Here is a 26,778-nt window from a genome sequence, read left to right as displayed (position 1 = left end):
CGTCACAGTGTCACCGCTGGTGAACCCTCAGTGATACGTGTCCAGAGTCGGGCAGGCGATGCGCCACCGCAACCGCACCGCCGCGCCGAAGCCGGCGTTCACGCGCGTGGCCGACGGGCCGCCTCCACGGCGTGCAGGAATCGGTCCCGGGCGCCCAGGGTCAGGGAGTAGCGGTTGCCGTTGAGGATGGCCAGTGCCCGGTCGCGGGCCGCGAACAGCGGCTTGTGGGCCTCCACCGCACCGAGTGGTGCGCTGTCGATCTCCCTGCCGTAGCTGGTCAGCAGGGCCAGCCGGCCGCCGCTGATGCGGACCTGGCCTGCTCTGGTCAGCGACCGCAACGAGCGCTCGATCCGTACGCCGGTCGCGTTGTACTCCGGCTCCGCCATTCTCACCACTCCCCGATGCCGTGGGCGGGTGCCGTCCACCGCCCCCCGTAGGGAAGTTTGCCGCCACCGCGGCCGGTGCACCAGTGCCACAGGGGGCGCCAAGGCGCACAACCCCCTTTCCCCAGGGTCTTCTTGGGGCCTCTCAAAGGGATGTTTATGCAGGTGAGAAGCGTGCGCCGGGTGGTTATAGTCGAAACCGGCCCGGCCTTCCGACGGGCCCGTACACCCCCTTGAGGAGCGCGCCGGTGAGCACCGCACAACCGCCCCAGAGCCGGCCCGGCGACCCGCGCGCGGCCGGCGCGACGACCCCGTCCGCCGCGCCGACCGTCGACGTCGACCGCTCGGATCCGGACTACCGGGCGTGGCTCAAAGAAGCCGTCCGCAAGGTCCAGGCGGACGCCAACCGCACCGCCGACACCCACCTGCTGCGCTTCCCGCTGCCCGAGGAGTGGGGCATCGACCTCTACCTCAAGGACGAGTCGACGCACCCCACCGGCAGCCTCAAGCACCGGCTGGCCCGCTCGCTGTTCCTCTACGGGCTGTGCAACGGCTGGATCCGCCCGGGCAAGCCGGTGATCGAGGCGTCCAGCGGCTCAACGGCGGTCTCCGAGGCGTACTTCGCCTCGCTGATCGGGGTGCCGTTCATCGCGGTGATGCCGGCGACCACCAGCCGGGAGAAGACCCGGCTCATCGAGTTCCACGGCGGCACCTGCCACCTGGTCCAGGACCCGCGGACCGTCTACGAGGTGTCCGCCCGGCTCGCCGCCGAGTCCGGCGGGCACTACATGGACCAGTTCACCTATGCCGAGCGGGCCACCGACTGGCGCGGCAACAACAACATCGCCGAGTCGATCTACCAGCAGCTGCGGCTGGAGCGCTACCCCGAGCCGGCCTGGATCGTCGCCACCGCCGGCACCGGCGGCACCTCCGCGACCATCGCCCGCTACGTCCACTACATGCAGTACGACACCCTGATCTGCGTCCCCGACCCGGAGAACTCCTGCTTCTTCGACGGCTGGCTCACCGGCGACGCCTCGACCGACTGCGCCACCGCCTCCCGTATCGAGGGCATCGGCCGGCCGCGCATGGAGCCGAGCTTCGTGCCGGGTGCGATCGACCGGATGATGAAGGTGCCGGACGCGGCCAGTGTCGCGGCCGTCCGCGCGCTGGAGCGGGCCATCGGCCGCAAGGCGGGCGGTTCGACGGGCACCGGGCTGTGGAGCGCGTTGCGGATCGTCGCGGAGATGGTCGCGGAGGGCCGCACCGGATCCGTGGTGACGCTGCTGTGCGACCCGGGCGACCGCTACCTCGACAAGTACTACTCGGACGACTGGCTGGCCGAGCAGGGGCTCGACATCGCCCCCTACGCCCGGACCATCGAGCACTTCCTCGCCACCGGGTCCTGGGGCGACTGAAGGCGCGGTCGGGCCGGCGTCCGGTGGCGTCCGCCACCGGCGGGCCGGACACCTTGGCTGACGTGACGTCAGCAGTCTGTGTCGGTCGCCGGTTCGCCCGCCACCACCAGCTCCGTCGGCCGGTCCGCGAACTCCGCCCGCGCCTCGGCGGACAGCCCGGCATCCGTCACCAGCACATCCACCTCGTCCAGCGCGGCGAACGAACTCAGGCCGACCGTGCCCCACTTGGTGTGGTCGGCGACCACCACCACCCGCCGCGCGGACCGCACGAAATGGCGGTTGGTCTCCGCCTCGGCGAGGTTCGGCGTGGACAGCCCCGCCTCCACCGATATGCCGTGCACCCCGAGGAAGAGCAGATCGAAGTGGAGCGAGCGGATCGCGGCGTCCGCCACCGGGCCGACGAGGGTGTCCGACGGCGTGCGCATCCCGCCGGTCAGCACCACCGTCGCCGCCTCCGCGGGCGGGCGGCCCTCGCCGGCGCTGGCCGCGGCCCGCTGGGCGGTGTAGAACACATCGGCCACCCGCACCGAATTCGTCACCACCGTCAGCTCCGGCACCTCCAGCAGCCGCTGGGCCAGCGCATACGCCGTGGTGCCGCCGGCCAGCGCGATCGCACTGCCCGGCACCGCCAGCTCGGCCGCCGCCTTGGCGATCTCCGCCTTGGCGCCCGGCTCCAGCCCCGACTTCACTTCAAAACCCGGCTCGTGCGTACTGGGATCGCTCACCGGCAGGGCGCCGCCGTGCACCTTCTCGATCATGCCCTGGCGGGCCAGCGCGTCCAGATCGCGACGGATCGTCATATCCGAGACGCTCAGCCGGCGGGTCAGTTCATTGACCCGCACCCCGCCCCGCCGCCTGACCTCGTCGAGGATCAGGGCCCGCCGCTGCTCCGCGAGGAGGTTGTGGTTGTCGCCCACCGCGGCCCGTCCCTTCCACCCGGCTCACCGCCCCGGGTCCTTCCGCCGGCTGTCCGCCGCCTGCGCTCTGTGCTGCTGCCGACCTTCATCCTCGCACGCGGGTCCGACAGCGCCCCCGCTCCGGGCACGCCGCGGCCCGGGAACCGCAACCGGCGCCCCGGGAACCGCAAGCCGGATGCGAACGCTCCCAGAAGACGGGGACAATCCGAGAGGGGGCGCAGCACCACACGACCGACCACCCGCCTCCCGCACCACGCCATGCCAGCCGCACCGCGCACCTCACCACTCCGTCCACTTCGCACCGCACCACACTGACATCGGGGGAAAGCCAGTGGAGACCGCGGCCACACCACCGTCCGCCCGCACGCCGGAACCGAGCCCGGCGGTCGACCCGTCACCCGTCACGGCACCGCAACCGCAGCTCGCCCTGGAGCTCCTCGTCCACGGCGTCGGCGGCACCACCCCGCAGGAGATGCTCGGCGATCCACGCGTCCAGCTGATCACCGGCGACGACACCGCCGCCTGCTACCGCCGCACCGAGGACGCCGACGCCGAGCGGCGCCCCGGCGCCCACCGCACCCGGCCGGTGCGCGAGGCGTACTGCTGGTCCAACCTCACCTCCGGCAACGGCGCCCGCGCGCTCTGGCTGATCCTGCTGCCGTTCATGGTCGCCAACCTCGCCCACTGGATGCGCCCGGCCGCCCCGCCCGACCACCGGGGCCAGCGCATCTACGACCTCCTCGTACGGCTGCTCGCGCTGACCCTCACCGTCCTGCTGGCCGCCGCGGCCTGCGAGGTCGCCCTCGACCTGAGCGCCTGGCAGTGCGCCGGCACCCCGGTCTGCGCCACCGGCAAGTCCTGGCTGGGCTTCCTCGACCCCGCCGGCGGCGGCTGGTGGAGCGCCCCGGGCCGCCGCCTGGTCCTCGCCTCCGCACTGCCGCTGGCGGTCGTCGGCTTCCTGTGGTGGCTCTCGCACCGCACCTGGAGCGCCTACGAGTCCGCCTCCCCGCCACCGCGCCGCCCCGGCACCTCCCGCGACACCCCCGCCCACGAGCGCACCGCGCTCGGCCTGGACGGCTTCTGGTACGGCCGCCGGCTCGTCGCCCGGCTGCGCGCCGCGCACAGCACGGCCGGGGTGCTGACCATCGCCGCCGCCCTGCTCGTCGCCTCCCTGCGGGCCGACGACCGGGCCGGCGCCGCCGCCCTGACCGCCGTCGGCCGGACTCTCACCGGCCTGGTCGTGCTGCTCGCCGCCGGCACCCTGCTCGTCGTCTGGCGCACCGCCCGCAGCGAGGCGGTCCGCGACGAGGAGTCCGACCGCCTCGCGGTCCGCGCGCTGCCCTACCTCGCGCTGGCCGCCCTCGTCCTCACGGCCGGCTACGCCGCCTGGTCGCGGCCGGCGGCGCACAGCAGCGGCCCGCTGCCCGGCGTCGCGGCGTTCGGCGGGATCGCCGTCCTCCAGGGCGGGTTGGTGCTGGCCCTGGTGGTGACCGCCTGGTTCCTCCAGCGCGCCGCCCGGGGCGAGGCCCGCACCGCGCTGCGCGGCATGGGCGGGCCCGCCGTCGCGCTGCTGTCCTGCGCGGTCGCCGGGGTGCTGACGGGGGGCGTGGCCCAGCGGTTCGCCGACTGGATCGACGGCCCCGCCACCCCCGGCCAGGACCACGCGCCGATCCCCGGGCCGCCGGTGCTGCTGTCCTGGCAGGCGTCGGTACTGCCCGCGCTGCTCGTCGTGGTCGCGGCCGTCGCCGTCCTGGCCGGCATCCGGGTCCTGATGGTCCGCAAGCGGGTCGTCGAGGACGTCCCCGGCCTCTACGACCCGCGCGAGCGGCCCGACGCGCTGCGCACCGAGCGCATCGCCGGCACCATCGCCCGCGCCGGACTCACCGACGCGGCGCCGGTCCTGGTGGCCGCGATCGCCGCCGTCACCTTGTCCCTGGGCGCCGGCGCGGTGGCCGGTGCCTGGCTCACCGACCGGGCCCCCGGCCGCGCCACCGAGGGCGCGCCGCCGTTCGTGCACGCCGCCGCCACGGCCGCCGAGTCCCTCGGTTCCTGGCTGATGGGCGCCGGGGTGCTCCTGCTGCTCACCATGGGCCGGCGCGCCTACCGCGACCACTCCGCCCGGCGCACCATCGGCATCCTCTGGGACGTCGGCACCTTCTGGCCGCGCGCCGCACACCCCTTCGCGCCGCCCTGTTATGCCGAGCGCGCCGTCCCCGACCTGACGTGGCGGATGGCCACCTGGACCGAGCGCTACGACGGCCGGCTGGTGATCTCCGGCCACTCCCAGGGCAGCGTGCTGGCGGCGGCCGCCGTCTGGCAGTTGGACCTGGTCACCCGCAGCCGGGTCGCCCTGCTCACCTACGGCAGTCCCCTGGAACGCCTCTACGGCCGCTGGTTCCCCGCCTACTTCGGCCCGCCGGCCCTCACCGGCCTGCACCGCGAGATGGACGACTGGCGCAACCTCTGGCGCTTCACCGACCCCATCGGCGGCCCGATCCGGCTCACCTGCGAGGACGGCCGGGCGATCGACGAGGGGCCGCTGCGCGACCCGCTGGCCTTCGGCCGCACCCTCCAGAACCCGCTGCCCGCCCAGATCCTGGGTCACGGCGACTACCAGGCCGACCCCGTCTTCGACCGGGTGCGTGCCCAACTGCTCGCCCGGCTGGCCGCGGGGATACCGGCCCAGCGGGCCGACGGCGCGGAGAATCAGGGGAGTTCGGGCAGGTCCTCGGCGTAGAGCAGGGTCAGGTCGTCGGTGCTCGGGTCGGTGATCCTGGCGACCCGGCCCGCGTGCCGCTCGACCATCGCCTCGAACGTCTTCCGCGCGGTGCGGCCGTTGCCGAACGAGGGCCCCTTGGGCAGCGCGGTGAAGTACTTGAGCAGCGCCTCGCCGGTCCCCTCGGCGAGGCGGTACTCGTGCTCCTCGCCCTGCTGCTCGACGATCCGCAGCAGCTCCTCCGGCGCGTAGTCACCGAACCTGATGGTCCGTGAGAAACGCGAGGAGATACCGGGGTTGACCGCCAGGAACCGCTCCATCTCCGCGGTGTAGCCGGCCACGATCACCACCACCGCGTCCCGGTGGTCCTCCATCAGCTTCACCAGGGTGTCGATGGCCTCCTTGCCGAAGTCCCGCCCGGAGTCCTCGGGGGAGAGCGCGTACGCCTCGTCCACGAAGAGCACCCCGCCGCGCGCCCGGTCGAACGCCTCCTGGGTGCGGATCGCCGTCGAGCCGATGTGCTCGCCCACCAGGTCCACCCGCGACACCTCGACCAGGTGACCGCGCTCCAACACCCCCAGGGAGTGCAGGATCTCGCCGTACAGCCGGGCCACCGTGGTCTTGCCGGTGCCGGGGGAGCCGGTGAACACCAGATGGCGCCGGACCGACGCGGCCTTGAGGCCGGCCTGTTGCCGGCGGCGCCCCACCTCGATCATGTTGATCAGGGTGCGCACCTCCCGCTTGACGCTCTCCAGCCCCACCAGGGCGTCCAGTTCGCCCAGCACCTCCTCGGAGGGGCGGCCGGGCGCCGGGGCCTCCGGGGCGGGGTCGGCGGCGGCCGGCGCCCGGCGCGGCGCCGGGACGTTGCCCAGCAGCCCGGCCGTCCCGGTCGCCGGCTGCACCGTCGGGGCGGTCACCGGCGGCGCCTGCGTGGTCCGGCTCTCGTCGCTGGTGCAGTCCTCGACGGTGGGCCCGCCGCCGCTGCCGTCGCCGAACGCGTCGGCGAACTCGTACCCGCCGCGCGCGCACCGTTCCGTACGGCACCGGGTCAGCGTCGTCCGGCAGCCGTCGATGACATGGAAGCCGAAGCCGGAGCTGCCGGTGACCCGGCAGCCGTGGAAGGTTCCCCGGCCCTCCGCCGAGACGTAGAACCCGGCCTCGGTGGGCGAACTGACCGTGCAGCCCTCGATGGTGGGGTCCGCGCCCTTGGTGACGATGACCCCGGTCTGCGTCCCGTCGATGGTGCAGTTGGCGAGCGTGCCGCCGCTGCCGTGGTCGCGGAACCAGGCACCGGTCGAGGTCTCCCGGATCCGGCAGTCGTCCAACTGGACGGTGGCGCCGTCGCTCACCGACACCGCGGTGTTCCGGACCTGTGTGAGGTCGCAGTCCACGACGTCGGCCCGGGAGCCGCGGTCCAGGACGAACAGCGCGTCGGGCACGTCGTGCAGCCGCGTGGAGTCCAGCACCGCGGTCGCGCCGTCGCTGACCCACACCGCCGGGTAGTCGCCCGTACTGTCGTGGATCTCGCACTGGTTGGCGTCCACCCGGGTGCCCGGGTCCCACACCGACAGGCCGTTGCGCCCGAAGTGCCGCACCGTGCAACGGGTCAGCGTCAGCACCGAACGGGACCGCAGGTCCACCGCGTTCTCCGGGACGTCGTGGATGTCGCAGCCGGCGAGGGTGAGCACCGCGTCGGTGTCCAGGGTGACGCCGTCCGCCGTGGTGCGGTGCACCGTGCAGTCGGTGAGCTGGCCGGCGGCCCGCCCCGTCACCTGGACGCCGGTGCCCTTGATCTCGTACAGCTCGCAGCCCACCGCCTCGACCGTGCTGCCCTCGCCGGTCAGCGACAGGCCGGCGCCCGAGGCGTGGTGGATACGGCAGTTCGTCAGCCGCGGGTGGGCGCCGCCGCGCACCGCCACCCCGACTTGGCCGGCCGCCACCACCTCGCACTCCTCGAACACCCCGCCGGCGCCGTCCAGGACGCTGATGCCGACGCCGCCGGCGTTGTCGACCGTGCAGCGCCGCACCGTCGGACGCGCGCCGCCGCGCACCTCGATGCCGGCCGCGGACCGGGTCACCACGCGGATGTCGGTCAGCTCGGGGGCGCCGTCCTCCACCAGCAGTGCCGGCGACGCCGAGTCGGTGGCCTCCAGGTGCAGGTCGTGGACGGTGGCCGAGGCTCGTATCGTCAGCGCCACCCCGTCGGCCGGCGCGATCCGCACCGAGCCGCGCGCCCCCTCCGGTCCGCGCAGCGTCACCGCCCGCTGGAGCACCAGGTTCTCCCGGTACGTCCCGGCCGGCACGGTCAGGACGTCACCGTCGCCGGCGGCCTCCAGGGCGGCGGCGAGCGAACTGTACTCACCGGTGCGGCGCCGCCAACGCGACGTTCCGGAGTGCGTCACCTGGACCGAACCCTGTGCCATGGCGGTGTCGTGTCCCCACTTCGTGCGGCGGATGTCGGCCCGGCAGCCATGCGTGAAGCGGGTGTCCGCTCTCGGTCTGCGGGGCCCCAGCCGAGGGGCTGGAGGGACCACCGTAGCGCGCCCGGCGGGCGGCAGTTGACACGGTCCGCAGCCTGGTCAGCCGCTCCTCAACTCCCGGCGTCGGCCCGTCCCCAGTCCTGTCCGGCGCGTGCCCAGGCCGCGCCCCAGCGGCGGAACCGACGTGCCATCAGCCGCCGCACGGCCAGCCGCCGGCCGCCCTCGACGAGCCAGCCGACCGCCGTCGCGGCGGCCACCCCGGCCACCCCGGCCAGCGCCGCGTGCGTCCGCGCGGTGTCCTCGCGGAGCCGTACCGCCGCCAGCGCCAGATGCCCGTGATCGCCCGCATCGTGCCCCTCCCGCTCCCGCGGATACCGCATGACGGGGCTTCCCGTGCGTCGGTTCCGCGCAGAGAGCGCAACGTCGCCCCGCGGGCGCCGTCGACGGGCAGGAGACACTCCCGCCCCGGTCACCCCAGACACCCCACCCGGCCCACTTGCCCCTAACGCCCCTGTTGGCGCGTCCGGTTGGTGGCCGCTCGGCGCACCCGCCGCCCGTCCCGTCCCCGCCCTCGACCGAGGCCGGCTCCCGCTGCGGACGGGCCTGCCGTCAGCGCAGCCGGACCGCCACCGTGACCACCGCGCCCCGCTCGCCCGCCGTGCCGGTGCCGGGGCCGACCGCGAACCGGTCCGCCACCAGTCGCGCCAGCCACAGCCCCCGCCCCTTGGGCGCACCGTCCAGGCCCGGCAGCAGTTCCGGGATCACCGTCTCGCTGAAACCGGGGCCCGCGTCGCTGATCCGGCATTCCAACTCGTCCCCCACCCGCCGCAGCACCAGCCGCCCCGCGCCGCCGGCGTGCTCCACGGCGTTCCCGGCGATCTCGTCCACCGCGAGCACGAACTCCCCGCGCCGCGGCTCGTTCAGCCCCTCGCGGGCGGCGCACTCCTCGACCAGCAGCCGCAGCTGCGGCAGCAGCCGCGCGGTGAAGCGCCGCTGCAGCAGCCGGCGCCCGGCCTCCTCCGCCGGCTCCTTCGCCCGACCGTGACCGGCCGTTTCCGGATTCAGCACGGCCGTACCACCTCCCTCGGCGCCAGCCGCGGCACCGCCTCGGCGCCCGGTCGCCGCAGCATCCGGTGCTGCCCGCGGTCGCAGCGCACTTCGATCAGATCGTGTCCCGTGGCGCCCCGGGGCAGGGTGAGCAGACCCACCGCGCAGCCCACCGGCAGGAAACGCAGCCGCGTCAGGTCCACGGTGAGCCGGTGGGCCTTCGCCGTCCGGGCCGGCGCGATCCGCAGCGAGCGGTCGGTGCTGGGCGCGGCCACCCAGCCCACGTCGATGAGCGCCCGCAGCCCGGTGCACCCCTCGGCCGTCGCCCGGTCGGTGGCCGCGCGCGGCGGCCTCAGCTGCCGGACGGCGGTGAACTCGACGTCCGGCCCGATGAGTTCCCGCACGCTGGTGACCAGCAGCTGGCCGCGCTCGCGGGCGCGGGCCGTGCTGCGGCCGGGGAAGCCGACCCGGGCCGGCACCTCTTCCTCCGGTCCTTCCGGCACCTCCGGGCACGGCAGCACCATGACCTGCTCGCCGCGGGCCGGACCGAGCCGGACGAAGGCCGTCACGGCCTCCTCGCGGACCTCGTCGTCGCCGTGGCCCGCAAAGGCGCGGTCCCGGCGCTGGACCGGGACGAAGTGGCCGCTCACGGCATCCCTGGCAGGCATCGGCACAGCAGCTCTCTGTCTCCCCCCGCGGCCGGTCCCGTCGGCGGCGCTGAGCGCTCACTGTAGGCAGCCGCCGACCGGCCCGCAATGAGGGCGACGGCGACCGCGTGCGGCCGTCAGCCGAGTATCTCGAACGGGTCGCCGACGCGGAGCGTGCCCGCGCCCCGGGGGATCAGATTCTGGCCGAACACCAGTTGGTCGCCGAAGCGGCGATGGCGGGCGAGGGCCCGCAGCGGCTCCTTGCCGCGCTCGGCGGTGCGCTGGTCGATGGTGGTCACCACGCAGCGCCCGCTGGGCTTGGCCACCTGGAACTCCACCTCGCCGATCCGCACCCGCCGCCAGTCGTCCTCGGCCCAGGGTGCCGTACCGGCGATCACCACATTGGGCCGGAAACGGCTCATCGGGAGGGGCCCCTCGCCGGCGTGGTCGCCCAGCGCGACGAGGGAGTTGAGGGCGTCGAGCGACCCGGCGGTGGTCAGCAGCAGCGGATAGCCGTCGGCGAAGCTGACGGTGTCGCCGGGATTGCCGTAGCGGGGGTCCACGGGGCGCCGCTTCTCCGGGGCGTCCATGTGCAGCAGCCGGCACTCGACGCCCAGGAAGCCCCGGCACCAGGCGGCCGCCTCGGGGCCCGCGGGCACCGCCTCGACGATGACGTCGAAGACCCGTACCGGGACCGTGCCCAGCGGCTCGGGCACCTCGACGACCAGCGGCGGCATCCCGGGCGCGGTCAGCCGCAGGGCGCCACCCGGAAGCCCCTCGGCGCGGGCCAACGCCAGCCTCCGCTGTTGCCGTTGGGTGATCTGGCGCCCCGCACCGTCGTCGACCAGCCACCGCCGGTCCCCGGCGAGCCCCCACGGCTCGACGACCGCCTCGCCGGGATCGGACCCCGCCAGGGCCTTGACCGGATAGATGTGCAGCGACTGGACCTGTGGCCTGGACATGGGCTCATCCTGCCAGCCGCTTCGCACATCCGGTCGAGCGGCCGCTTCAGTAGCCCCGCGGCGGATACTGCCGGCCGTAGCCCGGCTCGTCGAACGGCGAGGCGGGCCGCGGCGCGACCGGGCCGGCCGGACGCATCGCCTCGTACCCCGTGCCCATGCCCGGTGCCGGGCGCTGGTGCTGTTGCGGGGGCTGGTAGCCGCGGTGGCCCGCCTGCTGCGGGATGTACGGCGCCGGGGTGTGCTGTAGCGGGGCGGCCGGCTGCGGCACGGCGCCCGGATACCCGTGGCCCTGCGCGGGCGCGGACGGCGCCGCGGGCAGCGCAGGCAGTGCGGAGGGCAGGGCCGGCAGCGAGGAACCGGTCTCCCAGGGGGAGGGGTTCACCCGGATCGGGGCGATCTGCGGAGTACCCCGCTCTGCGACGAGGCTGTCGTAGATGGGGGTGTCGGGGAAAGAGGGCGATGCGTAGTAGCCGCCGCTGTAAGTGGAGCGGGGGGAGGTCATGCCTCATAAGTTAAGCCCACGATGTGTCGATTGGGGAGCCTGACAAGCAGGTTGTTTTACGGGTTCGGAGAGGCTCCGGGTCCGCAATGTGAGCGAACTTGTGAAAATCGGTCGCGATCGCCCGTAGGGATCGTGTAAAGACCTCCCTTCCCGCAGATGAACAGGGGGCTTCGGGGTGTTCCCGGCCAAGTGGGTTGGTGACGGCCACGGCTGACGGGGCGCGAGGGCTCCACGAGGGCTCCATGACGACGGGAAGGTGCCGCGATGTCGCTGCTCATGGGAGGCGACGTCCCGGTTCGGCGCCGACGGTCCGCGTGGAGCCGGTGCCCGTCCCGCGGTCTGCCGTGGCGCCGTTGCCGACCGGTCAACCGGTGGCGTCAATTCCGCCCCCGCCCGGCCGGACCGCGCCGGCCCCCGCGCCCACTCTGGTTCCCCCGACGAAACTCACCCTCACGAAGGACGTCGCGGCCGTCTCGTTGACGAAGCGGGGTGGGGCCTCCGGCGTGATGCGGGCCACGCCTGCGGCCGGAGCCTTACGTGGTTCCCGGCCGGCAGGGGCCCGCTCAGGGTGCCCCGTAGGTGCGGCCCTTCCACGCGGCGCCGCGGCCCCGGTGGTGCTGCACGGCCGAGTCCACGGTCATCAGCAGGTAGAGCAGCGCGGTGAACGGGAGCAGTGGCGCCGTCCAGAGCGGCTGCCGGTAGTGGCGCAGCATCGGCAGATACGTCCCGCACATCACCGCCCAGGCCGCGCCGCCCAGCCCCGCGGCCACCGGGTCGTCGGCCGCGAGTCCGGCCAGGAGGGCGGCCGGCGGCACCAGGTAGACCAGCGTCAGCCCGAGGACCGTGCCCAGCAGGAGCAGCGGCCGGTGGCGGAGTTGGGCGTAGGCGCTGCGGGAGACCATCCGCCACAGTTCCGCCAGCCGCGGGTAGGGGCGAACGCTGCGCACCCGGTCCGCCAGCCCCAGCCAGACGCGTCCGCCGGAGCGCTGCACCGCCCGCGCCAGCGACACGTCGTCGATCACCGCGTGCCGGATCGACTCCGGGACGCCGGCCCGCTCCGCCGCCTCCCGCCGCAGCAGGACGCAGCCGCCGGCCGCCGCCGCGGTCCGGGCGCCCGACCGGTTGACCCACCGGAACGGGTAGAGCTGGCCGAAGAAGTACACGAAGGCCGGCACGATCAGCCGTTCCCAGCGGGTCGCCACCCGCAGCCGGGCCATCTGCGACACCAGGTCCAGCTCGTGGGACCGGGCCGCGGCCACCAACTCCCGCAGGCTGTCCGGCTCGTGGGCGATGTCGGCGTCGGTCAGCAGGAGGTATTCCGGGGCGGTGCGCTCCCGCGCCAGCGCGATGCCGTGCCGGACCGCCCACAGCTTCCCCGTCCAGCCCGGCTCCGGTTCGCCGGGCGAGGCGACGGTCAGCGGCAGCCCGCCCCCGCCGGCCGCCAGCTCGCGGGCGAGCGCGCCGGTCCCGTCCGTGCTCCCGTCGTCGATCAGGAAGACCGCGACCCGGCCCGGGTACTTCTGCGCCAGCAGCGTCGGCAGGCTCGCCGGCAGCACCGCCGCCTCGTCCCGCGCCGGCACCACCACCGCCACCGACGGCCAGCGGTCCGGATCCCGGCGGGCCGGCAGCCGGACGTCGGTCCGCCAGAAGAAGCCCTGCCCCAGCAGCAGCCACAACCAGGCCACCAGGGACACCGCGGCGATCCACTCCATCGCGTCCACGGCCGCAGTGTGCCCCACCGGGGCCGCCACGGACCGGTGCCCGACACGGACGCGCGGCCCCCGCCCCCTTCCGGTCCCTCCCGGCCCGGATGACCAGCCGGTATGACAAGTGGGACGGACCGTTGAGTAAAGTGTCCGGGTGAAGATCGCGCTGATGGACTCCGGAACCGGCCTGCTCCCGGCGGCCGCCGCCGTGCGGCGTCTGCGGCCGGACGCGGATCTGGTCCTCTCCACCGACCCCGACGGCCTGCCGTGGGGACCGCGCACCCCCGACGACGTCACCGCGCACGCCCTGGCCGTCGCCCGGGCCGCGGCCGCGCACCGCCCGGACGCGCTGATCGTCGCCTGCAACACCGCCTCCGTGCACGCGCTGCCCGCGCTCCGCGCCGAGCTGGAGCCGGCCATCCCCGTCATCGGCACCGTCCCGGCGATCAAGCCCGCCGCGGCCGGCGGCGGGCCGGTCGCCATCTGGGCCACCCCCGCCACCACCGGCAGCCCCTACCAGCAGGACCTGATCGCCCGCTTCGCGCAGGGCGTCGAGGTCGCAGGTGTGCCCTGCCCGGGCCTCGCCGACGCCGTCGAGCAGGCCGACGAGGACGCGATCGACGCCGCGGTGGCCGCCGCCGCCGAGCGCACCCCGCGCGACATCCGGTCCGTCGTCCTCGGCTGCACCCACTACGAGCTGGTCGCCGAACGCATCCGCGCCGCCCTCCAGCAGCCCGGCGGCCCGTCGTTGGTCCTGCACGGTTCCGCCGACGCGGTCGCCGCCCAGGCACTCCGCCGGATCGGCGCCGAGCCGGCCCCCGCGGCCGCCCCCACCGGCACCCTCGACGTCCTCCTCAGCGGCCGTCCGAGCCCGCTCCCCGAGGTGGTCCTGGCCTACGCGGAGGGCCGACTGCTCGCCGGCGCCGTCCAGGCCGCGCCGCGCACCGCCTGACGCACCGCCCTGCCACACGGACGCAGCGGCCGGGCTCCCGGATGCGAAGGCGCGTACGCTGCGTCTCATGAGGGACCACCCCCAGGAGGGGGCCGCCGCCCCCGGTGAGCGCGGAAGCACGGACGGTGCCCCGGCCGGTGGCCGACCGGCCGGCGGCGCGCGTGCGGAGATTCCCGAGGTCTGGCACGGCCGGGCGTCCAACCGCTTCCAGTGGCTGCTGGCCGCCGTCGGTGCCGCCTGTCTGGCGCTGGGCGTCGAACTCGCCGTGAACAGCACCTGGACCTCCGCGCCGGCGCCCCTGGTGATGGCCGTGGTCGGCTGTGTCGCCGCCGGCCTGCTGGTGCTCTTCGGCACGCTCGCCTTCGTCCATGTCGCGGTCCGGGTCGACGCGGACACCCTGGAGGTGCGGTGCGGACACATGGGCCTGCCGCGCCGCCGGATCCCGCTGGACAGCGTCGTCGACGCGGACTTCGCACCCCGGGTCACCCCGCGCCACTGGGGCGGCTGGGGGTACCGCTGGCGGCCCGATCAGGGCACGGCCGTGATCGTCCGCCGCGGTGAGGCGATGGTGCTCCGACTCGGCGACGGGCGGACGTTCACCGTCACCGTCGACGACGCCGAGGGCGCGGTGCGCTGCATCCGCGAGCGACTCCGGCTGCGCCGCTCTGCGTCGACGGCCTAGGACCGGCGGACCGCGTCCGCTCAGGGCCGGTGATCGTCCCGTAGGGTCGGGGCATGGCCACCCCCGATTTCATCCGCGACCTCCGGGCCGACATCGGCACCAAGCTGCTGTGGCTGCCCGGGGTGACCGCGGTGGTCCTCGACGACGCCGGCCGGGTGCTGCTGGGCCGGCGGGTCGACACCGGTGGCTGGTCGGTGATCGGCGGCATCCCGGAGCCCGGTGAGCAGCCCGCCGAGACCGCGGTCCGCGAGGTGTACGAGGAGACCGCGGTGCGGGTCGTCCCCGAGGGGGTGGTCCTGGTCGAGGCCATGCCGCCGGTGCGGTACCCCAACGGCGACGAGTGCCAGTTCCTGGACGTGACGCTGCGCTGCCGGGCGGTCGGCGGCGAGGCGAGGGTCAACGACGACGAGTCGCTGGAGGTCGGCTGGTTCTCCGTGGACGCCCTGCCGGAGCTGGACGACTACGCGCGCACCCGGATCGAGCGGGCGCTGGCGGGCGGGCCGACGTGGTTCCGGGAGATGGCGGTGCCGGAGGAGGCCGGCCAGGGACGGGACGGTCGGTCTGCCGAAGCCTAGAGCTCGGTGGTCGACGGTTCGTCCATGGGGAGCGAGGGGTCGTCGGGCGAACCGGGATCCTGGCCCGGGTCCTCGGTGTGCATGGCGCGCTCGTCCTGCCGGCACTCGGTGACCCAGGTGCCGGTGGGGCCGCCGTCGTACTGGCAGGTCCAGCCCTTCACGGCCAGCGAACTCGGGTGCCCGGCCGACTGGGGCGGCGCCCGCAGGAAGAACTCCTTCATCACCGCGCGGGCCTCGGCGCAGCCCACCGTGCCGCCGGCGCCGGGGTCCGCGTAGAGGGCGACGCCGTGCGCCTTGCCCAGCGCGTCGGCGATGGCGCCGCAGCTCACCGGCTGGCCCGGGATGGTGGGGGAGCCCTGCGGCTCGGGGGCCCCGCCCGGGTCGGGCGCGGACGCGGTGGCCGGCGTCTCCTCGCGGTCCTCGCCGGTTCCGCAGCCCGCGGCGGCCAGGGCGAGCAGCACAGTCGGCACGGCGATGAGCCTCCGCATGTCGGCCTCCTTGGGGGCGGCGGTGCGCAGTCGGAGCTGCGTCGTTCGACGCTAGGAGGCCGACGGGGTGCGGGGCGATCCGGGACGGCCGTTCGGGTGAACGGGGCGGGGCCCCGAGCGGGCCCCGAGCGGGTGCCGGGCGGTGCCCGGCGGGGCCCTGCCGCGGCGCGGCCGGCGTCCCGGCCCGGTGGCACTCGACCTGCGCGGCCGGACCGCCTGGTCATGGGCGTCGCGCGGGGGTACCTCCCGCGCCGTTCAGGCAGTGGGGGAGGCATCGGACGGGCCCGCGCGCACCGGCTGGCCGCCGCCGGTGCCGCCGTGCGGGCGGTGGACCCGGACAACGGTTCATCGAGCCCGAGGAGGTCGCCGAGGCGGTGGCGTACCTCTGCCCGCCGCAGGCTTCGTTCATGACCGACACCCATGACCGACACCTCCCTGGCAATGGACGGGGGTTGGACCGCGCACCGGGCGGCGTCGGCGGGCGTGGTTCCGGATGCGGGCGGCGGGAAGCTGCGGCAGCGTGGTGGCGGAGCCCCGCACTCTGCCGGGGCTCCGCAACCTCCCTGTCGAACGAAGGAGTTCGTCATGCCTGACAAGGGCGCCATGGACAAGATGAAGGGCAAGGCCAAGGAGATGGCCGGCAAGGCGAGCGGCGACAAGCGGATGACCGCCGAGGGCCGCACCGACCAGGCCAAGGGCAAGGCCAAGCGCGCCCTGCGGGACGCCGAGGATCGCGCCCGCGGCATGAAGGACTCGCTCAAGGGACGCGACGACGCCTCCTGATCCTTCCCGACCCTTCCCGGCGTCCGCGCTGGACGATCCGGGCCTCCGTGGTGGCGTACCGCGGGGGCCCGGGGGCGTTCCCGACGGTGCGGTTCCCGGCGGCGCGGCGAGGGTGGTGCGGCGGGGCGTGCGGGCGGGAAGTACGTCCGGGAGGTATGCCCGAGAGGTACGTCCGAGAGGTACGTCCGGGTATCAGTGGTGGCGGTGCGGATTGCGCGGCGGGGAGGCGGCCGGGGGAAGTGGGGCGCCGAGCGCACACTTTCGGCCACCCGCCATACTGCGAGCGATCCGCCGCCCGGCCCGAAGGGAACCGCCCGCCGTGTCCTCGCCCGCAGCACCTCCCGCCGCCCCGCCACCCGCCCGCACGTCCGTCGTCATCGTCGGGGCCGGCCCCGCGGGGCTCACCGTGGCCAATCTGCTGCGGGCCGCGGGTGTCGGCTGTGTCGTACTGGAGGCGGAGAACCGGGAGTTCATCGAGCGGCGGCCGCGGGCCGGCTTCGTCGAGGAGTGGGCGGTGCGGGCGCTCGCCCGGCACGGGCTCGCCGGCCGGCTGATCGAACGGGCCGTGACCCAGGGCGAGTTCGAGTTCCGCTTCGACGGCGGGCGGCACACGGTGCGGACCGCCCGGCTCTCTGGGCGGCGGCATTTCGTCTGTCCGCAGCCGCTGTTGGTCTCCGATCTCCTCGCCGCCTACGCGGACCGGGCCGGTGGGACGGTGCGCTTCGGGGTGCGCGAGGTGCGGCTGCACGACATCGACGGGCCGCAGCCCGCGGTGTCGTACCGGGATCCGGAGAGCGGCGCGCGGCACCGGATCGCCTGCGACCACATCGTCGGCGCCGACGGGGCGCGCGGGGTGAGCCGTGCGGCGATACCGGAGGGGCGGGGGCGGCTGACCCGCCATGACCACGGGGTCTCCTGGCTCGCGGTGCTGGCCGAGGCGCCGCCGTCCGCGGACGGGGTGGTCTTCGGCATCAACCCGCGGGGGTTCGGTGCGCACATGGCGCGCAGCGCCCACGTCACGCGCTACTACCTGGAGGTCCCCGCCGGCGACGAGGTCGCGGACTGGCCGGACGAGCGGGTGTGGGCGGAGCTACGGCTCCGGCTCGCCGCCGAGGGGGCCCGGCCGCTGTGCGAAGGGCCGTTGAGCGAGAAGACCGTGCTGGCGATGCACGACTACGTGGTGGAGCCGATGTCCTACGGCCGGCTCCATCTGGCCGGTGACGCGGCGCATCTGCTGGCGCCGATCGCGGCGAAGGGGATGAACCTCGCCCTCAACGACGCCCTGTTGCTGGGCGAGGCGCTGATCGCCCACCACAAGGGCGACGACCGTGGGCTGGCCGGGTACTCGGCGGCCGGCCTGCGGCGGGTCTGGCAGTACCTGGAGTTCTCGCAGTGGCTCTCGGAGCTGCTGCACGGCGCCTCGTCGGGCGACCGGTTCCGGGCCGGGACGGCCTCCGCCCGGCTCCGGCGGCTGCTCGGTTCGGAGGCCGCGGCCAAGGCGTTCGCCGGGCTCTACCTCGGCGAGGAGGCCGATCTGTGAGATCGATGTGTGAGATCTGTGCGTGAAGACGTTCTCTGAATGCGATCGGTGAGCTCGTACGGTGAGTTCGTACGACGGCGGGGCCGCCAGCGGCCGGGTGCGGGGCGCGGAAGCGGTGCGCTCGGCCGCTGTACGGGCGCGTCAGGCGGTCGCGTAGACGCGGTTGGCGAATTCGGCGACCTGGGTGTCGGTGAGGTTCTTGGCCAGGTTGGCCTCGGTGATCATGCCCACCAGTTGGTGACCGCCCTTGACGTCGATCACAGGGAGGCGCTTGATCCGGTGCTGCTCCATGGTGCGCAGGACATCGCCCGCGTCCGCCTCGGCATCGATCCAGTGGATCTTGCTTTGCAGGGTTCCGGCCTGCACCGTCGCCGGGTCGATGCCCTCGGCACAGCACTTGATGACGATGTCACGGTCGGTGATCATCCCCGTCAGCTTGTTGTTGTCACCGCAAATCGGCAACGCGCCGACCCTCAGGTCGCGCATCATCTGCGCCGCGTCCTTCAACGACTGGTGCGCGCCGACGCATTGCACTCCGCCCGTCATGATGTCCCGGGCTCGCAGCTTGCCGGCCATGATTCCTCCCGCTGTCACAGGGTTCTTCTCAGGACTTCTCCGGAGTGTTCGTCGCATGGCGTCCGCGCGGCACGGCGGCCACGTGGTCCGCGTGGCCCGCGGGCGTCCACCCTTCGATGACATCACGGATGGCGCAAGGTCGCTTCCGGGGCCGGGAGGCCGCCGGACCGCCCGAAATCCGGCTGCCGCACGGCCGGGACGCCGCTGCCGACGCACCTGCTGCCGCCCCGGAGAAACGGGCATATCGTGCATAGTGTGGTAGGGGAGTCGGGGGTCGAACGAGGCTATCCGCAGGGACCGCATCCTGCCGGGCCGGGCCCGACTCCGCGCTCCACGGCGCCCCGTGAATCCGCTGGATCCGCACGCGAGTCCACCGGATCCGTTCGTGAAAACCGCTCGTGAAAACTGCTCGTGAAACCGCTCGTGAATCCGCTCACCGAAAGAAGGGTTCCGATGCATGCTGCGCTCAGCCCCGCTGAACTCGCCAGGCTTCGCCGGCAGCGGCCCTACCCGGCCGTGTCGGTGCTGCTGCCCACACATCGCCGTGAGCCGGACAACGCACAGGACCCGGTCCTGCTGCGGAACATGCTCGCCGAGGCCAAGGAGCGGCTCCAGGCCGATCCGGACGTCACCAGGGAGCGACGGATCGACGTCGTCGAGCAGTTGGACAAGGCGGCGGCGGAGGTCGATCTGGCCCACGCCGAGGAGGGCATGGTCCTCTTCGCCGCGCCGGGGGAGCACCAGGTGTGGTCGCTGGGCCGCACGGTCCCGGCGCGGGTGGTGCTCTCGGACACCTTCCTCACCCGCAATCTCGTCGCCGCGCACGCCGCCGAGCATCCCTTCTGGGTGCTGGCGGTCTCCGCCGACCACGTCAGCCTGTGGAGCGGTGCGCTGGACCGCCTCACCGAGGTGCGGCGCGGCGCCTTCCCGCTCACCCGCAGCCTGGTCGATCCCGACCCCGAGGACCAGTTGCAGGTGGGCGAGGTGCCCAGCACCTTCCGTGACGAGCACACCCGCAAGTTCCTGCGCGAGGCGGACACCGCGCTGGCCACCGTGCTCAAGGCCGACCCCCGACCGCTGTACGTGGTCGGCAAGGCCGCGGCGCTCTCCCTCCTCGACGACGTGGGGACGGTCATGCGGGGCGGCACCGGCACCAAGGTCACGGTGACGCAGGTACCGCAGGCCGGGCTGGCCGCCGGACCGCCCGAGCCGCTCTGGCAGGCCGTCCGCCCGTACGCGGAGAAGCGCGCGGAGGCCGAAGTCGCCGATGTGCTGGCCGAACTGGACCGGGCCCGCGGGCGCCGGGCCTTCGCCGCCGGACTGGACGAGATCCGGCAGAACGCGGAGACCGGCCGGGTCGCCCTGCTTGCGGTGGAGGAGAACTACCGGGAGACCATGCGGGACACCGGCGGCCATCTGATGCCGGCCGAGCCCGGTGAACGGGACGCCGTCGACGACATCGTGGACTCGATCGTGGAGCGGTCGCTGGACACCGGAGCGGAGGTGCGGTTCGTACCGGACGGCGTGCTCGCCGAGGTGGGCGGGATCGCGGGGACGTTGCGGTACTAGCTCGGTACCAGGTACCAGCCGTACCAGCCCCCGTAGAGACCTGTAGAGACCCATGTAGGTAGAGAGTAGAGACAACAGCAGAGGCAACAGTGGTCAGCGGATCGCCCGTTGACCACTGTTGTCAGTTGACCGCTGTTGTCACGTGGGCCTGTCACGTTGACCGCGGTTGCGTTGTCGCGCGGCTTGCGGCGCCGCCTGCGATGCGGCCCCGTTATGCGGCCCCGTTATGCCGGGAGCAGACGGAAGTGGCGGGTGAACCAGTCGCGGGCGAGGGTGGACACCTTGTCCAGGGCTCCGCGCTCCTCGAAGAGGTGGGTCGCGCCGGGCACGACTTCCAGTCTGTTCTCGCAGACCAGCGCGGACTGCGCCTGGCGGTTGAGATCCAGTACCAGGGTGTCGGCGCCGCCGACGATCAGCAGCGTCGGGGCCCGTACGGCGGAGAGCAGCGAGCGGCCCGCGAGGTCGGGGCGGCCGCCGCGGGAGACCACGGCGCCGATGTCCGCGTCGGGGTAGGCGGCGGCCCGCAGGGCGGCCGCGGCGCCCGTGCTCGCGCCGAAGTAGCCGATCGGGACGTCCTCCCGGGCCCGCAGCCAGCGGGTGGCCTCGGCCAGCCGCCGGGCCAGGGTCTCGATGTCGAAGACCTTGGCCCGGTCGGCCTCCTCGGCCGGGGTGAGCAGGTCGAAGAGGAGGGTGCCCAGGCCCGCGCGGTTCAGGGCGGTGGCCACCGCGCGGTTGCGCGGGCTGTGCCGGCTGCTGCCGGAGCCGTGCGCGAACATCACGACCGGCCCGCCCGGTACCGGCAGGGTGAGGTCGCCGACCAGCCGGACCGGCCCGGCCTCGATCCGCACCTCCTCCCAGTCGCCCGCCCGGTGCGCCGTCGTCGTACGGGCGCCGTGCGCCGTACCGGTCGGGGCGGTGGTGCCGCCCGCGGCCTGGGAAAGCAGGGAGACCACCTCGTCGTCGGAGGTCTGCGAGAAGTCCTGATACCACTCGCCCACCGCCGCGAACGCATACGGGGTGGACAGGCAGACGAACTCGTCGGCCGCGGTGCGCAGACGCTCGGCGGCGTCCGGCGGGGCGACCGGCACGGCCAGTACGACCCGGGCCGCGCCCTGGGCGCGGACCACCTGGCAGGCGGCCGCCGCGGTCGATCCGGTCGCGATGCCGTCGTCGACGACGATCGCGGTCCGGCCGTCGAGCGGCAGCCGCGGGCGGCCGGCCCGGAACCGTTCGGCCCGGCGCGAGAGTTCCGCCTCCTCGGTGCGCTGCACCGCGTCGACGTCCTCGGGCGCGACCCGGCCCCGGCGGATGATGTCCTCGCTGAGGACCCGGACGCCGCCCTCGCCGATCGCGCCGAAGCCCAGTTCCCGCTGGTACGGGACGCCGAGCTTGCGGACCACGATCACATCGAGGGGCGCGCGCAGCGCCTGGGCAACCTGATAGGCCACGGGGACGCCGCCGCGGGGCAGGCCCAGGACGACGGGCTCTTCCTTCTCCAAGTGGCGCAGCGCCTCGGCGAGCCGCCGTCCGGCGTCTGCGCGGTCAGTGAACAGCACAGTGTGCACCCCCTACCCAGGGGAGACGGAAGCCACGTCCACACCTAAGTCCGGAATAACTCCGTCCCGGTCGTTCCGCAAGCCGCGCTGGTCACTGAGCTGCTGGTCGCTGAGCCGCGCCGGTCAGTTCGCGGGTCCGGGTGGCGGGGCCGGCCCGGCCGAGTCCGGGTCGGCGGCCAGCAGGGCGGTGATCTCCGGTACCGACCACCGAGGGTGCACCCCCGGGCACGTGGCGAGGTACTCCGCCGTGCGGAGCGCGGACCAGCCGTGGGCGACGGCGATGCCGGTCCCGATCAGGCGCAGATAGGCGGGGGAGGGCGGGTTCGGCGGGACCTCGGTGCTCCGCCAGGGCGCCGTGAACGTCAGGACCGGATGGCCGTCGAGCCGGCCGGCGCAGACCAGCGTCTCGTAGCGGCCGGGGCCGAGCCGGGCGCGCCCGGCGGCGAGGACCTCCGTCAGATCGAGGTCCGCGACCGGTTCCCGGTACATCTCCTGTGCCGCCACGTCGGAGAACTGACCAAGCGTCAGGAGGTGGGCGTGGGCGGGGGTTTCGCTGTCGGCGTCGGGGTCGTAGAAGGCCCGGCCGCCGGTCCACACCGCGGACTCGGTGGCGAAGTACAGTCGCCCGCGCAGCAGTACCGGCGCGCTGCGCCGCGGCCGCCGGGGATCGCGGCAGCCCGGGAACTCCCGCAACCCGCCCGGCGGACGGCCGCCGGCGAGATAGCAGCCGAGCCGTCCGGGGTGGGTGTTGGAGCCGTACGCGGCGTACCAGACATGGGTGACGGGGAGCGGGCGGGCGTTCCCGTCGGCGTCGAAGGGTTCCGGGGCGCGGGGCGCGGTCACCTCCTCACGGTAGCGCCCCGGCAGTGCGTCGCCGGGGCCTGCCGACGGGGTGTGCCGACGGGGTGTGCCGACGAGGCGGTCCGGGCTGTCCGGATCGCCCGGGTCGTCCGGGTGCGGAAGGGGAGGCGTGCGGGCAGGCAGGCGGGCGGGCGGTCTGCGGGAGCGGGGCCGGCGGCGCGGGGGCACGATGACCGTATGCTGCTCGCCGCTCTCGCACGGGTCTCGGGCGAGGTCGCCGCGACCTCGGCCCGGTCGCGGAAGACCGCGCTGCTGGCCGAGCTGTTCCGGGCCGCCGCGCCGGAGGACGTCGCGGTGGTCATCCCCTGTCTGGCCGGGCGGCTGCCGCGGGGGCGGATCGGCGTCGGTTGGAGCGCGCTGCGCGACCCGCCGCCGCCCGCCGACCGGCCCACCCTCACCGTGCGCGACGTGGACACCGCGCTGACCGCCCTGGCCCGGGTCGCCGGCCCCGGCGCCCAGGCCGAACGGCGCCGGCTGGTCGGGACGCTGCTCGCCGCCGCCACCGCCCAGGAGCAGCGGTTCCTCCACGGGCTGCTGACCGGCGAGGTCCGGCAGGGCGCCCTGGAAGCGCTCGCCGTCGAGGGGCTCGCCGCCGCCACCGGCGCGCCCGCTGACGCGGTGCGGCGCGCGGTGATGCTGGCCGGCTCGCTCCCGGACGTCGCCCGGGCGCTGCTCGCCGAGGGCCCGCCGGCGCTGGCCGGCTTCCGGCTCACCGTCGGCCGGCCGGTCGGGCCGATGCTCGCGCAGACCGCCGGCTCCGTGGACGAGGCGATCGGCCGGCTCGGCCGCTGCGCCGTCGAGGAGAAGCTCGACGGCATCCGGGTCCAGGTGCACCGGGACGGCCCGGACGTGCGGGTGCACACCCGCACCCTCGACGAGGTCACCGGTCGGCTGCCCGAAGTCGCCGCCCTGGTAGCGGAGTTGCCGGCGGAGCGCCTCGTCCTCGACGGTGAGATGATCGGCTTGGACGCGGACGGGCGCCCGGTGCCGTTCCAGCGGGTCGCCGGCCGGTTCGGCTCCCGGAAGGACGTCGCCGCGGCCCGTGCCGCCCTCCCGCTGACCCCGGTCTTCTTCGACCTGCTCGCGCTCGGCGACCGCGAGCTGCTGGACCTCCCCGGCGACCGCCGGCACGCCGAACTCGCCGCCGTCGTACCGGAGTCGGTGCGGGTGCGGCGCTGTGTCGTCGAGGATCCGGAGGACCCCGGCGCCCGCGCCGCCGCCGCGGAATTCTTCGCCGCCACCCTCCGGCGCGGCCACGAGGGCGTCGTGGTCAAGTCCCTGGACGCGCCCTACAACGCCGGCCGACGGGGCGCGGCCTGGCTGAAGGTGAAGCCGGTGCACACCCTGGACCTCGTGGTCCTGGCGGCCGAGTGGGGCCACGGCCGCCGCACCGGACGGCTCTCCAACCTGCACCTGGGGGCGCGGGCCGCGGACGGCGGGTTCGTCATGCTGGGCAAGACCTTCAAGGGGCTCACCGATGCCACCCTGGACTGGCAGACCGCACGGCTCCGGCAACTGGCGGTGGCGGACGACGGCCATGCGGTGACGGTCCGTCCGGAACTCGTGGTGGAGATCGCCTACGACGGGCTGCAGACCTCGCCGCGCTACCCGGCCGGGATCACCCTCCGGTTCGCCCGCGTGGTGCGCTACCGGGAGGACAAGACGGCCGCGGAGGCCGACACCGTGGAGACCGTGCTCGCCGCCCACCGCTGAGGTGACGTGCGGGAGCGGTGAGGGGAAGCGATACGGGAATCAGGAGCGGAGGGAGCGGCGGGACGATGGCCGGGAAGCGGAGCGCCGGGCTGTTGCTGTACCGCGGTGGTGCGGACGGCGGTGTCGAGGTGCTGTTGGCGCACATGGGCGGCCCGCTGTGGGCCCGCCGGGACGCCGGCGCCTGGTCGGTGCCCAAGGGCGAGTACCTGCCGCCGGAGGAGCCGCTGGCCGCGGCCCGCAGGGAGTTCACCGAGGAGCTGGGTGCGGTGCCGCCGGACGGGCGGTACGTGCCCCTGGGGGACGTCCGGCAGTCCGGCGGCAAGGTGGTGACGGTCTGGGCCGTCGAGGCCGACCTCGACCCGGACCGGATCGAGCCGGGCACCTTCGAGATGGAGTGGCCGCGCGGCTCCGGGACGATGCGGACCTTCCCGGAGATCGACCGGGTGGCGTGGTGCACACCGGGGGAGGCGTACGACCGGCTGATCACGGCCCAGCGGGCGTTCCTGGACCGGCTGGCGGACGCCCTCGCCGAGGGCGGGCCCGGGGCCGGGCGCTGAGGGCCGGTACCACCGGCACCGTTCCGGGCGTGCGCTCTCGACCGGGTGCGCGCCGCCGTGCGCCCGCTCGTCCGCCGCGCTCCGTCCGGGCGGGTGCCGCGCGGCGTGCTTTCCGTTCGGCCATGGCGGTGCCCGTCTCAGCCCGCAGCCGGGTTTGTGGCACGGGTTCTATTGCCCGAGGTTGCCCGCAGTGGACGGAAATGCGCCTGTTTCTGACCGATTCCGAGTGCTCCTTTTCGGGCCTGCGTCGCTGGTCCGGGCCCGTTCGGGCCCTTGCGGACACCCGTGTCCGCCACCGGAGCCCGCCCGCGTACGCCGGTGGCACGGCGGTGGTGCCGGGCACCGCGGCGCTTAGGCTGGACGGCATGAGCTCGGAGATGCGGTCGTTGGCGGTCACCGCACTCGTCCAGGAGGACGAGTGCGCGGTGCTGCGGGTCAGCGGTGAGCTGGACCTCCGCACCGAGCAGGCGTTCCTCGCCGAGGCCCGGTCCGTCGTCTCGGCCGGCCACCGCTTCCTCGTGCTCGATCTGACCGCCCTGCGCTTCTGCGACTCCCGGGGCCTGAGCTGCCTGCTCGCCCTGGAATGGCTCTGCCGCCGCCTGGAGGGCCGGCTGCTCCTGGCCTCCCTGGGCGTACGGATGCTCAAGCTGCTGGTCGGGACGCAGTCGCTCGGGGTCTTCTCCTGCTACCCGACGGTCGGCCACGCCCTGGCCGCGGTCCCCGACGGCAGCCGCCCGGCGTGGCCGCCGCCCGAGGACCCCGCGGACTGACCACCGCCCGCCCGGGGCCCGCCCGCCCGCGGACCGGCTGCGCCATCCGGGGGAGCGGTCACGCCTGCGGGCGAAGCGGTCCGGCCCGTCCGTGCTGACCCCTGCGTGTGACGCTCCGGCCGCCCGGCACCGACCCGCGGGCCCGGAGCCGCCTCGGGGCCCGGCTCCCGGCCGTCCCTTGCTTCGGCCTCCGGCCCCGCCGCCGACCTCGACGCCGCGTCCGACGCCGCGTCCGACGCCGCGTCCGACGCCGTGTCCGTCTCCGCGTCCGGTTCCGCGCCCGCGCGTAGCGCGGCGATCAGTGCCGCGACCGAGGGCCGGGACCGGGCGGCCGTGCCGACCGCCACCACGATGTGCCGCTCGACGGTCTCCCGCAGCGGCACCGCGGCGATCCCCGCCGACCGCAGCCGCAGCATCAGTCCGGTCAGCGGCGCCACCCCCAGCCCCGCCCCGACCATCGCCAGCGACGTCGCGGTGTCCGTCACCTCGTGCACCACCCGCGGCTCGCCGCCGGCCCGGCGGCAGGCCGTCCGGATCGCCCGCCCGTAGTACGAGCCGGCCGACGGCAGGATCCAGTCGTACGCCGCCGCCTCCGCCAGGGGCAGGGGGGCCGCCTCCCGGGGCGCCCGCCCGGCCGGCACCGCCAGCGAGAACCGCTCGGTGCGCAGCCGCACCAGCTCCACCGCGCCGTCCCGGGCCAGCGGTGCGTCCGGATAGTCCAGGCCGAGCGCCAGATCGACCCGCCCGGCCAGCACCTCCGCGTACGCCTGGTCCACGTCCACCTCGCGGCCGACCACCCGCACCTGCGGATGCCGGGCCGCCAGCCGCCGCAGCGCCGGCGGCAGGAGCAGCGCCGCCGCCGTCCCGAACACCCCCAGCCGCAGCCGCCCGGCCACCTCCCCGCGGGCCCGCTCCAGGGCCGCCACCGCCTCGGCCTGCGCCCCCAGGATCCGCTCCGCGTGCACCGCCAGCGTCCGCCCCGCGTCCGTCAGCTCCACCCGGCGCCCGGCCCGCCGGACCAGCTCGGTGCCGGTGGCCCGCTCCAGCGCGGCGATGTGCAGGGAGACCGCGCCCGGGGTGTACCCCAGTGCCGTGGCCGCCGCCGTCATCGTCCGGCTCCGGGTCAGCTCCAGCAGCGTCCGCAGCTGCACCCCCGGCAATTCCACGGCGGGACCCTACCCACCCGCCACCGGCGCCACCCGCGCCCCGCGAAACCCGCGGACGCCGACACCTCCTCACAGATCACCCGCAGCGACGCTGCATGGACGGCCGACCCCCGGCCGGTCACCATCGAAGGGCACCGGCCCCGCGGTCCGCCGCCGGGACGGCCCACGGCGTGACGACGTGCCCACCCGACCATGTGACGACGGGAAGGCGG

At 74.8% G+C, this 26,778-nt stretch carries 25 protein-coding genes; 11 read left to right on the top strand and 14 right to left on the bottom strand.

Annotated elements, in window-relative coordinates:
* Nucleotides 1-98: 98 nt before the first annotated feature.
* On the bottom strand, nucleotides 99-386 hold the full coding sequence (locus K2224_RS22690) for a hypothetical protein (RefSeq protein WP_221908357.1): 288 nt from the start codon (nucleotides 384-386) through the stop codon (nucleotides 99-101).
* 245 nt (nucleotides 387-631) lie between these two features.
* Between K2224_RS22690 and K2224_RS22685 the strand changes: the two genes are divergently transcribed.
* A complete protein-coding gene (locus tag K2224_RS22685; RefSeq protein ID WP_221908356.1) occupies nucleotides 632-1,801 on the top strand; it encodes a PLP-dependent cysteine synthase family protein in 1,170 nt (389 codons plus the stop codon).
* A 68-nt stretch (nucleotides 1,802-1,869) separates the two neighbouring features.
* On the opposite strand, the gene K2224_RS22680 is transcribed toward K2224_RS22685, so the two are convergent.
* Nucleotides 1,870-2,718 carry a DeoR/GlpR family DNA-binding transcription regulator gene (locus tag K2224_RS22680; RefSeq protein ID WP_221908355.1) on the bottom strand — a complete coding sequence of 283 codons (849 nt, stop codon included), beginning with the start codon at nucleotides 2,716-2,718 and terminating at the stop codon, nucleotides 1,870-1,872.
* Between the two features lie 331 nt (nucleotides 2,719-3,049).
* On the opposite strand from K2224_RS22680, the gene K2224_RS22675 reads away from it, so the two are divergent.
* Nucleotides 3,050-5,455: a hypothetical protein gene (locus K2224_RS22675; protein ID WP_221908354.1), complete on the top strand. Its 2,406-nt coding sequence runs from the start codon at nucleotides 3,050-3,052 to the stop codon at nucleotides 5,453-5,455.
* On the opposite strand, the gene K2224_RS22670 is transcribed toward K2224_RS22675, so the two are convergent.
* From K2224_RS22670 to K2224_RS22640, 7 genes are all read right to left on the bottom strand, one after another.
* A complete protein-coding gene (locus tag K2224_RS22670; RefSeq protein WP_221908353.1) occupies nucleotides 5,425-7,857 on the bottom strand; it encodes a right-handed parallel beta-helix repeat-containing protein in 2,433 nt (810 codons plus the stop codon). The two genes, K2224_RS22675 and K2224_RS22670, sit on opposite strands and share 31 nt — an antisense overlap.
* Nucleotides 7,858-8,024: 167 nt before the next feature.
* Nucleotides 8,025-8,294 (bottom strand): hypothetical protein, encoded by a 270-nt coding sequence (locus K2224_RS22665; protein WP_221908352.1) that lies wholly within the window; start codon nucleotides 8,292-8,294, stop codon nucleotides 8,025-8,027.
* Between the two features lie 229 nt (nucleotides 8,295-8,523).
* Nucleotides 8,524-8,982, bottom strand: coding sequence for an ATP-binding protein (locus tag K2224_RS22660; RefSeq protein ID WP_221908351.1), 459 nt, complete (start codon nucleotides 8,980-8,982; stop codon nucleotides 8,524-8,526).
* Nucleotides 8,976-9,629, bottom strand: coding sequence for an MEDS domain-containing protein (locus K2224_RS22655; protein WP_221908350.1), 654 nt, complete (start codon nucleotides 9,627-9,629; stop codon nucleotides 8,976-8,978). Before K2224_RS22655 ends, K2224_RS22660 begins: the two co-directional genes overlap by 7 nt.
* A 116-nt stretch (nucleotides 9,630-9,745) precedes the next feature.
* The gene (locus K2224_RS22650) at nucleotides 9,746-10,570 is read right to left on the bottom strand and encodes an MOSC domain-containing protein (protein ID WP_221908349.1); all 825 of its coding nucleotides are present in this window, start codon (nucleotides 10,568-10,570) and stop codon (nucleotides 9,746-9,748) included.
* Between the two features lie 46 nt (nucleotides 10,571-10,616).
* Nucleotides 10,617-11,072 (bottom strand): DUF6643 family protein, encoded by a 456-nt coding sequence (locus K2224_RS22645; protein WP_221908348.1) that lies wholly within the window; start codon nucleotides 11,070-11,072, stop codon nucleotides 10,617-10,619.
* Nucleotides 11,073-11,635: 563 nt separating this feature from the next.
* Complete coding sequence (locus K2224_RS22640; RefSeq protein WP_221909878.1) at nucleotides 11,636-12,784, bottom strand: glycosyltransferase; 1,149 nt, start codon at nucleotides 12,782-12,784, stop codon at nucleotides 11,636-11,638.
* 148 nt (nucleotides 12,785-12,932) lie between these two features.
* Between K2224_RS22640 and K2224_RS22635 the strand changes: the two genes are divergently transcribed.
* The 3 genes from K2224_RS22635 to K2224_RS22625 all read left to right on the top strand — a co-directional run bounded on the left by K2224_RS22635 (nucleotide 12,933) and on the right by K2224_RS22625 (nucleotide 14,987).
* Nucleotides 12,933-13,730 (top strand): glutamate racemase, encoded by a 798-nt coding sequence (locus K2224_RS22635; RefSeq protein WP_221908347.1) that lies wholly within the window; start codon nucleotides 12,933-12,935, stop codon nucleotides 13,728-13,730.
* 67 nt (nucleotides 13,731-13,797) lie between these two features.
* Complete coding sequence (locus tag K2224_RS22630) at nucleotides 13,798-14,412, top strand: hypothetical protein (RefSeq protein WP_221908346.1); 615 nt, start codon at nucleotides 13,798-13,800, stop codon at nucleotides 14,410-14,412.
* A 53-nt stretch (nucleotides 14,413-14,465) separates the two neighbouring features.
* Complete coding sequence (locus K2224_RS22625; protein ID WP_221908345.1) at nucleotides 14,466-14,987, top strand: NUDIX domain-containing protein; 522 nt, start codon at nucleotides 14,466-14,468, stop codon at nucleotides 14,985-14,987.
* Here the strand turns inward: K2224_RS22625 and K2224_RS22620 are convergent.
* The gene (locus K2224_RS22620) at nucleotides 14,984-15,475 is read right to left on the bottom strand and encodes a hypothetical protein (protein WP_221908344.1); all 492 of its coding nucleotides are present in this window, start codon (nucleotides 15,473-15,475) and stop codon (nucleotides 14,984-14,986) included. The two genes, K2224_RS22625 and K2224_RS22620, sit on opposite strands and share 4 nt — an antisense overlap.
* A 585-nt stretch (nucleotides 15,476-16,060) precedes the next feature.
* Here K2224_RS22620 and K2224_RS22615 point away from each other — a divergent pair.
* Both K2224_RS22615 and K2224_RS22610 read left to right on the top strand, forming a co-directional pair.
* Entirely contained in the window at nucleotides 16,061-16,258 is a 198-nt protein-coding gene (locus K2224_RS22615; protein WP_221908343.1) for a CsbD family protein, read from the top strand.
* 319 nt (nucleotides 16,259-16,577) lie between these two features.
* Nucleotides 16,578-17,798, top strand: coding sequence for a 4-hydroxybenzoate 3-monooxygenase (locus K2224_RS22610; protein ID WP_221908342.1), 1,221 nt, complete (start codon nucleotides 16,578-16,580; stop codon nucleotides 17,796-17,798).
* 141 nt (nucleotides 17,799-17,939) lie between these two features.
* Here the strand turns inward: K2224_RS22610 and K2224_RS22605 are convergent, their stop codons facing one another.
* The gene (locus K2224_RS22605) at nucleotides 17,940-18,374 is read right to left on the bottom strand and encodes a CBS domain-containing protein (RefSeq protein ID WP_221908341.1); all 435 of its coding nucleotides are present in this window, start codon (nucleotides 18,372-18,374) and stop codon (nucleotides 17,940-17,942) included.
* Nucleotides 18,375-18,827: 453 nt separating this feature from the next.
* On the opposite strand from K2224_RS22605, the gene K2224_RS22600 reads away from it, so the two are divergent.
* Nucleotides 18,828-19,943 (top strand): chemotaxis protein, encoded by a 1,116-nt coding sequence (locus tag K2224_RS22600; protein WP_221908340.1) that lies wholly within the window; start codon nucleotides 18,828-18,830, stop codon nucleotides 19,941-19,943.
* Between the two features lie 224 nt (nucleotides 19,944-20,167).
* Here K2224_RS22600 and K2224_RS22595 read toward each other — a convergent pair whose 3' ends face one another.
* Together K2224_RS22595 and K2224_RS22590 are read right to left on the bottom strand one after the other, a co-directional pair.
* Nucleotides 20,168-21,499, bottom strand: a complete 1,332-nt coding sequence (locus K2224_RS22595) for a phosphoribosyltransferase (RefSeq protein ID WP_221908339.1) — start codon at nucleotides 21,497-21,499, stop codon at nucleotides 20,168-20,170.
* 123 nt (nucleotides 21,500-21,622) lie between these two features.
* Nucleotides 21,623-22,342: a histone deacetylase gene (locus K2224_RS22590; protein WP_221908338.1), complete on the bottom strand. Its 720-nt coding sequence runs from the start codon at nucleotides 22,340-22,342 to the stop codon at nucleotides 21,623-21,625.
* A 195-nt stretch (nucleotides 22,343-22,537) separates the two neighbouring features.
* Between K2224_RS22590 and K2224_RS22585 the strand changes: the two genes are divergently transcribed.
* The 3 genes from K2224_RS22585 (at nucleotide 22,538) to K2224_RS22575 (ending at nucleotide 25,400) form a co-directional block, all read left to right on the top strand.
* On the top strand, nucleotides 22,538-24,073 hold the full coding sequence (locus K2224_RS22585; RefSeq protein ID WP_221908337.1) for an ATP-dependent DNA ligase: 1,536 nt from the start codon (nucleotides 22,538-22,540) through the stop codon (nucleotides 24,071-24,073).
* A gap of 65 nt (nucleotides 24,074-24,138) precedes the next feature.
* The gene (locus K2224_RS22580) at nucleotides 24,139-24,630 is read left to right on the top strand and encodes an NUDIX domain-containing protein (RefSeq protein ID WP_221908336.1); all 492 of its coding nucleotides are present in this window, start codon (nucleotides 24,139-24,141) and stop codon (nucleotides 24,628-24,630) included.
* Nucleotides 24,631-24,995: 365 nt separating this feature from the next.
* Entirely contained in the window at nucleotides 24,996-25,400 is a 405-nt protein-coding gene (locus K2224_RS22575) for an STAS domain-containing protein (protein WP_260692897.1), read from the top strand.
* On the opposite strand, the gene K2224_RS22570 is transcribed toward K2224_RS22575, so the two are convergent.
* Nucleotides 25,316-26,566: a LysR family transcriptional regulator gene (locus K2224_RS22570; protein WP_260692896.1), complete on the bottom strand. Its 1,251-nt coding sequence runs from the start codon at nucleotides 26,564-26,566 to the stop codon at nucleotides 25,316-25,318. The two genes, K2224_RS22575 and K2224_RS22570, sit on opposite strands and share 85 nt — an antisense overlap.
* Nucleotides 26,567-26,778: the final 212 nt, after the last annotated feature.

This window comes from Streptomyces sp. BHT-5-2, from assembly GCF_019774615.1.
GTDB lineage: Bacteria > Actinomycetota > Actinomycetes > Streptomycetales > Streptomycetaceae > Streptomyces.
Note: the sequence above shows the minus strand (reverse complement) of the source record. Positions and strands in the feature narration are given on the sequence as shown.